This window comes from Oxyplasma meridianum, assembly GCF_038024865.1.
Classification (GTDB): domain Archaea; phylum Thermoplasmatota; class Thermoplasmata; order Thermoplasmatales; family Thermoplasmataceae; genus Oxyplasma; species Oxyplasma meridianum.
This window is the reverse complement of sequence record NZ_CP133772.1, coordinates 38119-50950: the sequence shown is the minus strand read 5'-3', so window position 1 is coordinate 50950 and position 12832 is coordinate 38119. Positions and strand designations below refer to the sequence as shown.

The window sequence follows — 12832 nt, the reverse complement described above, 5'->3', positions numbered from 1 at the left end:
ACTTACAGGAATTTTTCAAAGGTTTTGTCTTTTTCGGAAAGCATGGTCAGTGTTTCCTTTGAAATTTTGTCTAGAAGAGAGTTGCCTTCTGGAGAAATGATTCTTCCTTCTTTTACCTTCTTAACCAGTCCCAGTTCTTCAAGTGTCTGAAGCATATGTCTCACAATGGATCTGCTTCCTTTGGCTGGATGGTATCTCTTGGACCCTCTGTCAACTCTCCCACCGTATTCTTCGCTCAATTTTGAAATTCCAATCGGCCCCTTTATGAAAACCTTCCTGAGAGTTGAAGCTAGCCTTGTGTAATACCAGTCAGGCTGTTCCCATGCCTTTTCCTTGTGTATGCCAGCCTTTGCGAATTCAACCCATTCTGGCAACTTAATTTTCTTGTTGTTCTTGAAGCCTTCTGCAAGATTTTTAAGCAGGACATCTGTTGGTACTTTTTTAACATCTACCATTTATCATCACGAGTGCAAGGTTTATTTATAAAGCATTTATAAGATTTATGCAAAGCCGACATGTTCAAAAGTTAGTGGATTTTATCCCGATTCTCCTGCTGCCTTTGTGGTGGAAATGGCATAACGGAGGATTTTATTATATTTCTGATTGCCTCCACGTCCGAAAGGATTGAAGGTGCCTTTCTGAAACTACCTATGGAGTTATACTGACAGTTCTTGCTGCCATGAGGAGACCCACAAAATTAACAGAACCGTTTATTGAGTAAAACACAACCGGATGCCCCATATAGGATCCAAAAAGTTCGTAAGTTCCTGCTATTGATATTGCAACAGGCAGCATGATGAGTATTATAGTGAATGCAAAAAGAATTGCCAGTCCCATATTTCCGCCAAAAGAATAGAAGTTCACAGTACTGGATCCATCTGGAATTTTTCTGTACAGGCGACGCATATTGAACAGTGAGGAGAATATATATGCTGACAGAAGGTCTAATATAATGATAAAATAGAGGTAAAGAGGAGAACCTGAATAAAAAAGTAATACAACAGTTATTGGTACGACGATAAAAATGAACACAGTTAGCCCCACGATATTTTTTGCGAATATTATCTGCCCGGTTTTTATAGGAAGGGATTTTAAAACATCAATTCCACTACCTTCTGAGATAACCATTACGAGAGAATAGAAGGACGAACATACCACCACCACTGAGATAAGTGAATAATAAACTGAACTGAAGCTAACACTCTGTATATCTCCATAGAAAAGTACTGATATGAGAGTGGGGAGTATGAAAAATACAGGTATGAAGAAAAGTACAAGATTCTGGGACTTACGGAATATTGTCCTGAATTCCTTCATGATCAGCGATCTGTAGAATCCATATGCCGGGAAATGAAACTCTTTCTTTTCAAAACCTGTCGAAAGTTTTGAAATTGTTGTGTTAAGATCATTGTAGATAATAGGGCCTACTTTCTTATAAAAAATATAAGTTAAAAAGGCGTATAAAAAAGTGGTCAGAATTCCGTATATGTACTGTGAAGCGTAAAAATAATGGCCATAGACAAGGTAAGGTATATTGGCAAAGAATACAAAGTAGGATTCCGGCCCTGAAAGGGATGGGATTACGAATGGAATGTCCTTTGGAAGGTATACGCTTATTTCAAAAAATAGAAAAATAGATATTACCACTAAGATCCTCAAGATACCTCTGATTGAATTTGAAAATGACCTCCTTTTTTCATTGAAATGAGAACTTACAAAGACTGAGATGGTGGATCCCGCAAGAAAACCAAATAATGTTATAATAAATGCCCAGGTTATTCCAAATACAATTCCGGTTATTGAACCAAATTTGGAGTAAAATAGAACAAGAGGAGGTATGATCACAAATATTGAGGCTGAACCTGTGTATCTGAACCATGAACTCCATAAAACTCCATAACCTGACCTGATTGGAAGCGAACTCAAGGGTTCAAGCAGATTGTTTGTCTTGATTGTATTGAAAAATATCAGAGAACTGTATATGCTGATCATCATGAGATAAACATAGAGGAGGAATGTGAGGTTTGAAAGACCCCTCATTGACCCTCCTGATCCGAAATATGGTTCTGAAAGAATTGTGGAAAATATGATGAAAGAAACAGAACTGGCCAGATATGATATTTTAATACTTTGGGAAAGGTATGATGTCGCCTCCTCTCCACCCTTTCTGAATCTTTTATTAAATCTGTTGGAATTTTTAATGGCGAGGTATCTCTGCTCGATCATTATGCGCTTTCCAATAAATGTCTTGGGACTCTTCACTTTTCACTACCTCAGCGTCCTTTTTAATGTCTCAATAACAGGTTTCAGATCCTCATCTCCAGTGAGTTTTAGAAAGATGTCCTCGAGATTCGACTGCTTTTGCCCCATCTCTGATCTCATATCTTCCATTGTCCCTTCTATCACTATTTTTCCGTTGAAAAGTATGGATATTCTGTTGCATACACTCTCCGCAACTTCAAGTATGTGAGTTGAAAATATAACAGTCTTTCCATGGGAAGCAAAGTCCTGAAGCAGATCCTTAAGAATCTTTGCTGATCTGGGATCCAGACCATTCATTCCCTCATCCAGAATGAGATATTCAGGATCATGTAAAATTGCAGATATTATTGCAACTTTCTGTTTTGTTCCAAAAGAAAGGGAACCTATGAAATTATCCACCTTATCGCTTATTCCAAATGCCTCCACCAGATTCCTTACCCTTCTTTCCATAACATCCTCCCCTATCCCCCTGACTGAGCATACAAAAGAAAAGTATTCAAGAGGAGTTAGAGATTCATAAAGCGCGGGTGTTTCTGGGACATATCCTACCGCTGACTTTACTTTTTCTCCGTCCATCATGGGATTGAGGTTCCCAAGTCGTACATATCCGGATGTCATCTCCAGCAATGAACAGATAATTCTGAGAAGAGTTGTCTTTCCGGACCCGTTCGGGCCTAGTATTCCATATATCTGCCCTGTGTCTATTGTTAAGTCCAGTCCGTTTAGCGCATAATTATCAGCGTATTTTTTGTATAGATCCCGGATTACTATTGGACCGGACATGGCAGTTTATAATCAGAACAGTAAATATACTTTTAGCCTGTCTTGATTCAGATCAATGTTATATGGAAGAATATATGGAAAAAATAACTCACAGAGAATGTTGCAGCTGCTGCTATCAGAGAAAGAGACATTGCCTGCATGGATGTTCTTAGAATCCTGAGCCCCATTGTAATGGCAACAATCATGTTGGAGAAACCCTGGCTAGCCGCCACAAGTATAACAGCAACAATAAGCGCCTCAATTCTTGGGAGAAAAATAAAAGGAATTATGGGAATGACTGCCCCCAATACGTATGACATGCCAACATTCAGAGCTGATTTTTTAGATTCGCCCTTGTATTGTTCCATCTTTTTTCCGTATCTGATCTTTCTCTCAAGTATTGATTTCTTGGTCAGTTCATTTATCTTGTACTCTGATTCTGACTTCTGCGAAAGATAGGCTCCAAGTGCCATACTTATTGCACCACCTATCCCCACAACGGTTCCTCCAAGTGCTATGTAAAAGTGATCGGATATTATCCCTGACAGACCAGCCAGTGAAGCCAGCACTTCCACCAGGCCGTCACTCATACCGTATATGAGGTCCCTGTTTTTCTGTATGAGAATATCTTCGTCACCAGCCTTCTTTGAGAAAACCTCCTCATGTTCTATCTCGTCCAAAATTATTTTTTGCAGCGGGTTTGAAATCTCTGCGTCGCTTCTGTTGTCCTCCAGAAATTTATTGTATTGAAGTATTGAATCTATTTCGCTGTGCTCCAAAAGCTTGATTGAGAGGTAATTCCCAATGAGTCGCCTTATCACAAGGAGTCCCCTTATTCTCCCAAATTTTGGCCTTATTTCATCCACCTTTATTCCAGATTTTTCAAGGCGCTGTTTCCAGAAATTGGAATGGCTTTTCTCAGTCTCAGAAAGACGTATAAGGGAATTTCTGAAACTGTCATCTTTCACCCTCCTTGAAAGTTTATCGTAAAATATCATGTCAGTGATCTCATTTCTATAGAAGACCACCTGATCACTTAAGTCTGGACTTTCAGCCATGTTAAATCGGAATTAATAAATCAGTATAAAAGCCTATCATTCTGTAAATACGAAAATCGTAATAATCTTTCGTTTTGCTTTCAATAAGATATATATTTCTTAGGCATATTTGTAGATGATAGTTATGATGGAGGAAAAAGTTTCAAACAATAAGGAACAGAATCTAGACAGTATAAAGATAAGAATCATGCCACCTGGGCCGGAGGCAAAAAAAATTATTGATTCAGACTCTGAATTTCTGGTTACAAGCACAAAGTCTCTGCCACTGGTTGCAAAAAGGGGCAGAGGATCATTCGTGGAAGACGCAGATGGAAACGTTTTTCTGGATTTTGCCAGTGGAATAAGCGTAACTAATCTTGGGCATATCCATCCCTATGTAACAGCAAAGGTTGAGGAACAGATCCATAAACTTTGGCATTTTGCCGGCACTGACTTTTATTACAAGGAGCAGGTTGACGCCGCAAGATCTATAGAGTCAATAACCCCCGGAACATTCAAAAAGAAAGTGTTCTTCTCAAACAGTGGAGCAGAGAGCAATGAAGCAGCAATAAAGATAGCCAAGATATTTACAAAGAAGCAGCAATTCATAAGTTTTATCGGAGGATTCCATGGAAGGACACAGGGAGCCCTCTCAATGACAGCTTCCAAGGCCATCCAGCAGAAGGGTTTCTTTCCCACTATGCCTGGTGTTCACCATGTACCTTACCCAAATCCATTCAGAAATGCATTCGGAATTGACGGTTATGAACACCCTGATGAGCTTGTAAACAGAACTCTTGATTTCATAGAAAAATATGTGCTGAAAACGTATGCACCACCTGAAAATGTTGCAGCTTTTCTTGTTGAACCAATACAGGGAGAAGGAGGTTATATAGTTCCCCCAAAGAACTTCCATAAGGATCTCAGGAAGCTTGCAGATGAGAATAATATTCTGGTAATAATGGATGAGGTGCAGAGTGGAATGGGGAGAACTGGAAAGTATTTTGCCTCTGAACATTTCGGAGTTGAACCTGAAGTTATCACCATAGCAAAAGCCGTTGCATCTGGAATACCCATGGGAGCTGTGGTGATAAACTCAAGACTGGATTTCCCAGAATCGGGACTTCACAGCAATACATTCGGAGGAAATGTCTTAGCAAGTGTAGCAGCAACTGCAACAATTGAGACCATGAAAAAGGAGAAAATTCTGGATAATGTTGTAAATCAGGGAATTTATTTCAAGAAAAGGCTCCTTGAACTTAAGGACAAATACAGTTCAATAGGTGATGTAAGGGGTATTGGGCTCATGGTGGCAATTGACTTTGTAAAGGACCAGAAAACAAGAGAACCGGATGTAAAGCTAAGAGACAAAGTGGAATACAAAGCTTTTGAAAATGGACTTATAACTCTTTCCACTGGAACCAGCGCGGTTAGGCTCATACCTCCGCTGAACATAAAACAGAGTGAGATTGATATGGGAATAGATGCCCTGGATAAGGCAATAAAACAGTCACTCTAACCTTATTCAATCTTAAAATTCATATAACCAATAAATTTGCTGAGTGGAAGGCCTTTTTCCCATTTCAGCATATAACTTCCCTTTTTTGTTTCATCTGCCCTTGGAAGTATGTTGTAAACGTATTTCATTCTCCCAAGGGGATCTCCGGGCATTGAAAACAGTCGCCATGAATCCCCTGGTGCATTCTTTAACCTGTAGGCATACGTGATGAAAAGACCTGAAAGTCTGCATTTCTCAATAAGTCTGTCGGCCTGTTCCTGTCTCTTGCCGGAAGATTCGGCAAAATGTATAACATCATGCTGGGAAGACTTGACTTCGATGATTAGGGAGACATCATGCCTGACAGCAATGAGATCTGCTCCAAGTGAGCCCGCTGCCCTTGTAACATAAAAAGGGCTTTCCAAAAGTGACTTTAAATCTCTGTTTGCATCGGGAGGAAGTTTCTTTGAAAATTTCTCTATATTGGATGCCTTACCTGATAGCAGGTTTGCCAGTTCCCTTTCATAGATGCTGCCGTTCAAATGAGTTTCACGGGCTATTCGTAAGTTTGTATTTTAAATTTGCCCATAAATAAGGATGGGGGGAGATCCCACCGTTTTAAATTTTCCACTGAACCTGAACATGGAGTAGTATGTAAAATGGCATTGCAAGGGTCCATAAACATATGCCACTGTTTTTATAGTAAATTAGATTCTCCGCGGGTGCCCCTCTTCGCAGTTCTCATCTCAACAGCAATACTCGTCGCCATCTTCCATATGATTGCACCGGATCACTGGGTTCCTTTACTGATCATTTCGAAAACGAGAAATTATAGCCGGAAATCTAAATATGGAATTGCCGTCCTGTTGGGGTTGGGTCATTCCGGATCCTCAGTTCTTGTAGCATTTCTAGTACTACTTGTTGGGATAATGGTCCTGAAATCTTCTGTGCACCTCCTTACGGATATATCAATACTTCTTATGTTTATCATTGCAGCATACTTTATATTAAACGGATTGAGAGAGGCAAATGAAAGCAATGATGAACTTATGTCCAGATCGGCTCTGGCGGTAAGTGCTTTTCCTGACCTGGCATATCTGCCTATTTTCATAGCTTCCTTTAGGTTGGGGAGTGTTGATACTGCTTATATAACCACAACTTTCATTGCTGTAACAACCCTTACACTTGCTGCGGTGGTGTGGTTAACCTCAAATCTCCCTGGAACCAAAAGGCTGAAAAATATGCCAGGAAGATTTACGGATTATCTCATAGGACTTATCCTGGTTATAACGGGAGTGGTAGTTTACCTGGGATTATAAACTGAAGGAAACTTTAGACTATTTCCATCTTAAAAGATTTCAAAAGATTCATCTCGAAGGATCTCTTATAATATAGATCCAGAGCGTTTCTTCCCTCTTCTCCGAAGTTTATCGTAAGATTATTAACATACATTTTTATGAACTTTCTTTCGAGTTCCATATCGTTGTATCTGGCATATTGCAGTGAATACCTTACGGCGTCATCCTCGTGTTCCATACCATATTTTATGGAATTTTCAAAGTCTTCTTTGAAACCTTTTATGGCTTCAGAACCAATTGATTTCTTAATGGCATTGAAACCCAGCGGGATTGGCAGATCTCCAGCGTACTCTTTCCACGCACTGTAGACATCATATACCTTTTTTAAACCCTTGTCCTGGTATGTAAGCTGTTCATCATGTATGAGAATGCCTGCGTCAGCCTCACCGTTTAAAACTGCTTCGCTAATCTTGTCAAACCTTACCTCTATGAATTTCCTGGGCATTGGGGCAAACATTCTGTAAAGGAGATATGAAGATGTGTATTTTCCTGGACTTGCGACCACTGCATTTTTAAGGTCCACATTCCCTTTGGCTACTACAATAGGGCCGTAGCTCAAGCCAAAGCTTGCACCTGATGTCGTAAGGGCGTATTTATCGTTAACCATGGCATAACCGTTTGCCGATATTGCAGTGACATCGTACTGACCAGTGGGTGCCTCATTATTGAGGGTTTCTATATCTTTTACCACCTGAGTGTACTGGTGTTTGCATTTTATTTTATTTTCCAGCATACCGTAGAACATAAAAGAGTCGTCTGGGTCTGGCGTATGTGCAATTGTAAGTTTCATAGCAAGATATGCCCTTATCATTGAAATATGTTTTTTTATGTTTTGAGGTATGCACAACATGGGCCTATGGAGAGAAAACGACTTTATTTCCTTATAGCATTTATTTTTATATCTGGCAGCAATAACATATTTTCAGGTGAAATTATGGAGAAATTTGTAATAGCATTTGGAGGGAATGCTCTCCTCAGGAATGGCGATGTACCTTCTTTCCAGTCACAGTATGAAAGGGCTGTTGAAGCTTTCAACGGCATCTGGGAAATACTTGAAGATAATAGTGTGGTCATAACCCATGGCAACGGGCCACAGGTAGGAAACATCCTTTTGCAGAATGAGAATTCCAAGAACATAGTACCTTCAATGCCCCTTCATGCCTGCGGATCAATGTCCATGGGACTGATTGGCCATATAATGTCACTTGCTTACGACAGTGTAAGATTGCAACAGGGATATTCAAAGGAACCTGTGGTGATTATAACACGGACAGTGGTTTCAGATGACGATCCAGCGTTTTCAAATCCATCTAAACCTATAGGTCCTTTCTATAAAAAACAGGAAGCTGATTCTCTCATGAATGATCTGAAGTGGTCAATGAAAGAAGACTCGGGTAGAGGATGGAGAAGGCTTGTTCCATCACCTGCACCCATGGACATAATGGAAAGAAACTCCATCATAAGACTTCTTGCAGACGGTTTTCAGCCCATTGCCGTGGGAGGTGGAGGGATACCAGTAGTCAGGAGAAATGGCAAATTTGTTGGAGTCGATGCAGTAATTGACAAGGATCTGGCCTCTTCCCTTCTTGCCTCCATCATAGATGCACATAGCTTCATGATACTTACCGATGTGCCTTTTGCCTATACAAACTACGGAAGCAAAGACCAGGAGAAGATAGGGAGAATAAAACTTGATGAGATCCAGGATCTTTATAGCAGAGGATTTTTTGCATCTGGAAGCATGGGCCCAAAAATAAAGGCTGCTATGGAATTTGTCAGGAAGGGTGGCAAGCGATCCATAATAACTTCCATTGAAAATTCCAGGAAAGCCTCAATGGAACAGACCGGAACAATTGTTCTTCCTAACTGAGATTTATTTGGAATACTTCCCTTTTTCAAGTTTGAGTCTTCCGCTGTCTACAAGATCATTCAAAAGCATTGGCAGATCTACATCTGCAAAGGAAATGTTATAATCATCCTTAAGTATATTTTCGATGTCAGAAGCAGAAGATGGTACAACCATTGATCTTCCTATCAGGTTATCCAGGTCCTCGTAAACATTCCATGGGAAGATGAACCATGCCCATTTCTCTTCATTAATCTCTTCTGAATAGAAATCAGGCTTGAAGCTTGATCTTGTTATGTGCAGCATGGTGGAAGTTCTGATCTCTGCGGGTGATAGAGATTTTATATAGTCAAATGCAAGTTTCATGCTTTCCCCAGTATCGGTTATATCATCCAGAACTAGCACCCTCTTACCATTAATATTGGGATCTCCCTGTCTTTTCAGCACAGCTTTCCCATCCTTGGTAGCAGTAAATCCCCAGTGCTCTGTCTTGACCGCGTAGAGATCCTTAATCCATAACCTATCCGAAAGCATTCTTGCAGGCACCAATCCTCCCCTGGAAAGCCCTATTATGGCTTCTGGAATAAAACCTGAATTAATTACCTGTTTCCCGATGTTCCTGCACCATTTCTCGATCTCAGCCCAAGATACCAGTTTAGCTCTAAATTGCATGACTTATTACCTGCTCTGTATAGTTGCATCAGTTTAAATATTATTTTATAAGGGTTTGTGGAAAGTGGTTTTATTTTGAAAGCACTCTGGAATTGGTCAGAAACATTGATTCAGTTGTGCATGAGATCTTCCTAAGATTTTGTGATCCATGTTTCCGGACATTACATTTCCATTAGAGATTTTTCGTGATCAAGGAGTTGCTTCTTTACATGTATGCCCAGGCCATATCCCCCCAGATCTCCACTTTTCCTAATGACTCTGTGACATGGAATTATGATTGGGACGGGGTTCTTTCCACATGCATTTGCTACCGATCTTACAGCCTTTGGTCTGCCAATCTTTTCTGCAATCTGGCTGTAAGTCATGGTTGAACCGTAAGGAATTTTGCTTATTGCATCCCATACCTTCATCTGGAATTCAGTTCCATGTATATCAAAAGTGAAATCCTGATGTGAACCGTCAATTGCCTTTACTATACCCCCTATGTATTGATGGTTGCCTTCATCCTTCTCTATGATTGCATCCGGGTACATCTTTTTAAGATAATTATGAATCGAATCTTTTGAACCCATCAGGGTAACTCCACAGATGCCTTGTTCAGTGAATATTACGAGAACGTTGCCGAATTTAGTTTTTCCAGATGAATACCTTACGGTCTGTACGGTTTTTACTTCTTTAAAATCTTTCATAATTCTTATAATGCCTTGCTATATTTAATTTCCTTTTTTGGACATATCCTGAGCATTTAACTTTTTGGAAGAAAAGTCTTCTTTTTCAGGACTTATAAAAAGCAAAAACATCCCAGTTTGTCAGAATGAGTGCATCTTAAATGCATAAGTCTTTCTGCCTCAACGATTGCTGGCGAATCCATAAAGTCTATAATACCTCTTCATCCACAGGTAATATGTTCTTCAGCCTGTATATACTTAAAATAAAATAAAAAAATTCTTATATAGCCTTATTTCAATACCATGAATCATATGGCAGCAATATCAGGTATAGAGATATTTTTAATTATTATACTGTTTATAGTTATAATAATACTTCTTTCAGGATTACACATACTGAAGGAATGGGAAAGGGGTGTAGTTCTAACTCTGGGTAGATTCACCGGGCTGAAAGGGCCGGGAATAATTTATGTAACCCCAATAATCAGCAGAATGACCGTAGTGATGTCCACCAGGATACAGGCGGTGTCGTTTAAGACAGAATCAACCTTTACCAGAGATAATGTTCCACTGAACGTGGATGCTATCATGTATTTCCAGATCATCGATCCGCAAAAAGCTGCACTGAATGTTGAAAACTATGCGACTGCAACTAACTTCTCTGCACAGACAACATTGAGGGAAGTTCTGGGTAAATCTCTTTTCGATGAAATTCTCTCTGAAAGGGAAAAGATAGGAGAATCAGCCAGAGAAATAATAGATGAGAAAACAGAACACTGGGGAATAAAAGTATCATCTGTTGAGATAAGAGATGTGATTGTTCCACAGGCACTTCAGGAGGCAATGTCCAGACAGGCTTCTGCTGAAAGAGAGAGGAGATCGAGAGTTACTCTTGCACTGGCTGAAGTGGAAGCGGCACAGAAAATGGTTGAAGCGGCTAACCAGTATACTGACAACCCCACAGCATTCCAGCTTAGATGGCTGAATATACTATATGAAATCGGTCTGGAAGGAAAAGGTACATTGATGATGGTTCCTATGAATACACCGGCAGCAGGACTTGCTCCAATGACCAATATGGGAATTGCAGATACAATAAAGAAAGCTATGGGAAATACAGATTCTAGCTGATTTCCATTATTTTTTTCAGATCTTCTATTGTTAGAATGTCTGCCCTTTTATTCATCAGTTCTTCTGGCAGGTTTTTTATTATATTTTTCAGTTTCTTTCTCCTCTGGGAAAAAATTTCAGTTAAAATTTGGTTTGTAAGATTAGGTGGATATTCCCATTTTACCGGATTTGGTTCGATTGAAACAATGGCAGAATCCACTTCAGGAACTGGATAAAAACTGCCTCTTTTAACAACCTTTTCAAGCTTTACTTTATACCTTAAAGCCGTGGAGATTGAAAGCCTTGAATATTCATCAGTCCCAGGCTGTGCAACCATTCGCTTTGCAAACTCCAGCTGAACCATCAGAATTGATCTCATGAAGTGGAACTTTTCCAGATGGAAAAGTATTGGAGATGAGATATGATATGGAATATTTCCTATTATGAAATCATAGGTTCCGCCGCTGAGTTCAAGAAAATCATTTTTTTCTATTTTCAGTGATCCTCCATTCAACTGAGTATCAAATTTTAGTTTAAGAATTTCGTAAAATTGGTGATCAGGTTCTATGGCGTTTACAATAGAACCTTTTTGAAGAAGTATCTCTGTAAGAGTTCCAGGTCCCGGTCCGATCTCCAGGACGGATCTTCCCATGATATCTCCCAGTAAGATGACTTCCTTGAGAGCTATGTTTTTGTCTTTTAAGAGTACCTGCCCGTATTTTTTTGGATAAAGATTTATAGAGGTCATTTTGCTACGAAAAGCTTGTATTTTTCATATCTTTCTTGGAGTTCTTCAATTATCCTGCTAGCTATCATCTTTTGCGGATTGTGAAGCGTCTTAACCCTTTCTGTTAGATCTTCGAATGATTTGAACGGTTCTTTTTTCCTTTCTTCCAGTATGTTCCACATTGTCTTGTTTCCGAGACCCGGCAATAATTCCAGAGTATGTTTCCTCGTGTTAATTGGTTGGGATTCGTTGAAGAATTTAAGGAATAGCTGCTCTTTCTGGTTTATGATCAATTCAAGAGTAAAAGGTAGTTCATTGACACCAGCACTTGTGAGATCGGAGTATGAAATACGCCTTCTGACAGAAAGAATCTTATCACGCTTCTCTGGGTTTTTTCCTATGTACACTCTCTCCCCAACGACTATTAATGCATTTGGCTTTGGTATAAGTTCAAGCAGCTTGAGCTCTGATTCACCTACAGCCAAGGCCAATGGGGTTTTATGATAACTCTTATCTTCACTTCTACCTTGCGGTAAATAATCTAAAATATATGCATATTCTTCCAAAGCCATTACCTCGGTCTCTATAGAGAATTAAAATAGTCCACGAGTGTATTTAAATCTTTTTCCGAGATTATTACTCCGTATGAAGAGACAATTGTTGTAATTTCTTCCTTGTTTGCCGGTTTCAGATCAATCAGTTTGACAACGACTTTTTCTGGGATATCCACGAGTTTTCTTATTTCACTAACTGATTTTTCAGCCACTTTTTCATCTATTTTAGAAAATCCCTCAACGTATTGAAGAGCATCTTTCTCAAATTCTGTTGAGGCATCCTTCCTTGAAAGTATTTCCAGTGTCTCAGGTATGGAAACATATCTTTTTTTCATGTA

Annotated in this window: 15 protein-coding genes; 4 read left to right on the top strand and 11 right to left on the bottom strand. The window is 39.5% G+C overall.

Annotation, left to right across the window (positions count from 1 at the left end; all coding sequences use genetic code 11):
* Positions 1-2: 2 nt before the first annotated feature.
* From OXIME_RS00265 to OXIME_RS00250, 4 genes are all read right to left on the bottom strand, one after another.
* Positions 3-455 (bottom strand): 30S ribosomal protein S19e, encoded by a 453-nt coding sequence (locus OXIME_RS00265; protein ID WP_393971495.1) that lies wholly within the window; start codon positions 453-455, stop codon positions 3-5.
* A 193-nt stretch (positions 456-648) separates the two neighbouring features.
* Positions 649-2262 carry a hypothetical protein gene (locus OXIME_RS00260; RefSeq protein ID WP_393971494.1) on the bottom strand — a complete coding sequence of 538 codons (1614 nt, stop codon included), beginning with the start codon at positions 2260-2262 and terminating at the stop codon, positions 649-651.
* A gap of 6 nt (positions 2263-2268) precedes the next feature.
* A complete protein-coding gene (locus tag OXIME_RS00255; RefSeq protein WP_393971493.1) occupies positions 2269-3045 on the bottom strand; it encodes an ABC transporter ATP-binding protein in 777 nt (258 codons plus the stop codon).
* 47 nt (positions 3046-3092) lie between these two features.
* Complete coding sequence (locus tag OXIME_RS00250; RefSeq protein ID WP_393971492.1) at positions 3093-4082, bottom strand: VIT1/CCC1 family protein; 990 nt, start codon at positions 4080-4082, stop codon at positions 3093-3095.
* Positions 4083-4206: 124 nt separating this feature from the next.
* On the opposite strand from OXIME_RS00250, the gene OXIME_RS00245 reads away from it, so the two are divergent.
* On the top strand, positions 4207-5580 hold the full coding sequence (locus OXIME_RS00245) for an acetyl ornithine aminotransferase family protein (protein WP_393971491.1): 1374 nt from the start codon (positions 4207-4209) through the stop codon (positions 5578-5580).
* A 2-nt stretch (positions 5581-5582) separates the two neighbouring features.
* On the opposite strand, the gene OXIME_RS00240 is transcribed toward OXIME_RS00245, so the two are convergent.
* A complete protein-coding gene (locus OXIME_RS00240) occupies positions 5583-6101 on the bottom strand; it encodes a hypothetical protein (RefSeq protein WP_393971490.1) in 519 nt (172 codons plus the stop codon).
* Between the two features lie 180 nt (positions 6102-6281).
* Between OXIME_RS00240 and OXIME_RS00235 the strand changes: the two genes are divergently transcribed.
* Positions 6282-6878 (top strand): hypothetical protein, encoded by a 597-nt coding sequence (locus OXIME_RS00235; protein ID WP_393971489.1) that lies wholly within the window; start codon positions 6282-6284, stop codon positions 6876-6878.
* 13 nt (positions 6879-6891) lie between these two features.
* On the opposite strand, the gene OXIME_RS00230 is transcribed toward OXIME_RS00235, so the two are convergent.
* Complete coding sequence (locus OXIME_RS00230; RefSeq protein WP_393971488.1) at positions 6892-7707, bottom strand: MqnA/MqnD/SBP family protein; 816 nt, start codon at positions 7705-7707, stop codon at positions 6892-6894.
* Positions 7708-7851: 144 nt separating this feature from the next.
* On the opposite strand from OXIME_RS00230, the gene OXIME_RS00225 reads away from it, so the two are divergent.
* Complete coding sequence (locus OXIME_RS00225) at positions 7852-8787, top strand: carbamate kinase (RefSeq protein WP_393971487.1); 936 nt, start codon at positions 7852-7854, stop codon at positions 8785-8787.
* A gap of 3 nt (positions 8788-8790) precedes the next feature.
* Here OXIME_RS00225 and OXIME_RS00220 read toward each other — a convergent pair whose 3' ends face one another.
* Both OXIME_RS00220 and OXIME_RS00215 read right to left on the bottom strand, forming a co-directional pair.
* Complete coding sequence (locus OXIME_RS00220; RefSeq protein ID WP_393971486.1) at positions 8791-9435, bottom strand: phosphoribosyltransferase; 645 nt, start codon at positions 9433-9435, stop codon at positions 8791-8793.
* A gap of 161 nt (positions 9436-9596) precedes the next feature.
* Positions 9597-10124 (bottom strand): methylated-DNA--[protein]-cysteine S-methyltransferase, encoded by a 528-nt coding sequence (locus OXIME_RS00215; RefSeq protein WP_393971485.1) that lies wholly within the window; start codon positions 10122-10124, stop codon positions 9597-9599.
* Between the two features lie 291 nt (positions 10125-10415).
* Here OXIME_RS00215 and OXIME_RS00210 point away from each other — a divergent pair, with 291 nt between their 5' ends.
* Positions 10416-11234 carry an SPFH domain-containing protein gene (locus OXIME_RS00210; RefSeq protein ID WP_393971484.1) on the top strand — a complete coding sequence of 273 codons (819 nt, stop codon included), beginning with the start codon at positions 10416-10418 and terminating at the stop codon, positions 11232-11234.
* On the opposite strand, the gene rsmA is transcribed toward OXIME_RS00210, so the two are convergent.
* The 3 genes from rsmA to OXIME_RS00195 are packed head-to-tail and all read right to left on the bottom strand — an operon-like array spanning position 11227 to position 12829.
* Positions 11227-11961: a 16S rRNA (adenine(1518)-N(6)/adenine(1519)-N(6))-dimethyltransferase RsmA gene (gene rsmA / locus OXIME_RS00205; RefSeq protein ID WP_393971483.1), complete on the bottom strand. Its 735-nt coding sequence runs from the start codon at positions 11959-11961 to the stop codon at positions 11227-11229. The two genes, OXIME_RS00210 and rsmA, sit on opposite strands and share 8 nt — an antisense overlap.
* Positions 11958-12506: a DUF655 domain-containing protein gene (locus OXIME_RS00200; RefSeq protein ID WP_393971482.1), complete on the bottom strand. Its 549-nt coding sequence runs from the start codon at positions 12504-12506 to the stop codon at positions 11958-11960. The genes rsmA and OXIME_RS00200 overlap by 4 nt, the downstream gene beginning before the upstream one ends.
* Positions 12507-12523: 17 nt before the next feature.
* A complete protein-coding gene (locus tag OXIME_RS00195; protein WP_393971481.1) occupies positions 12524-12829 on the bottom strand; it encodes a hypothetical protein in 306 nt (101 codons plus the stop codon).
* Positions 12830-12832 lie beyond the last annotated feature (3 nt).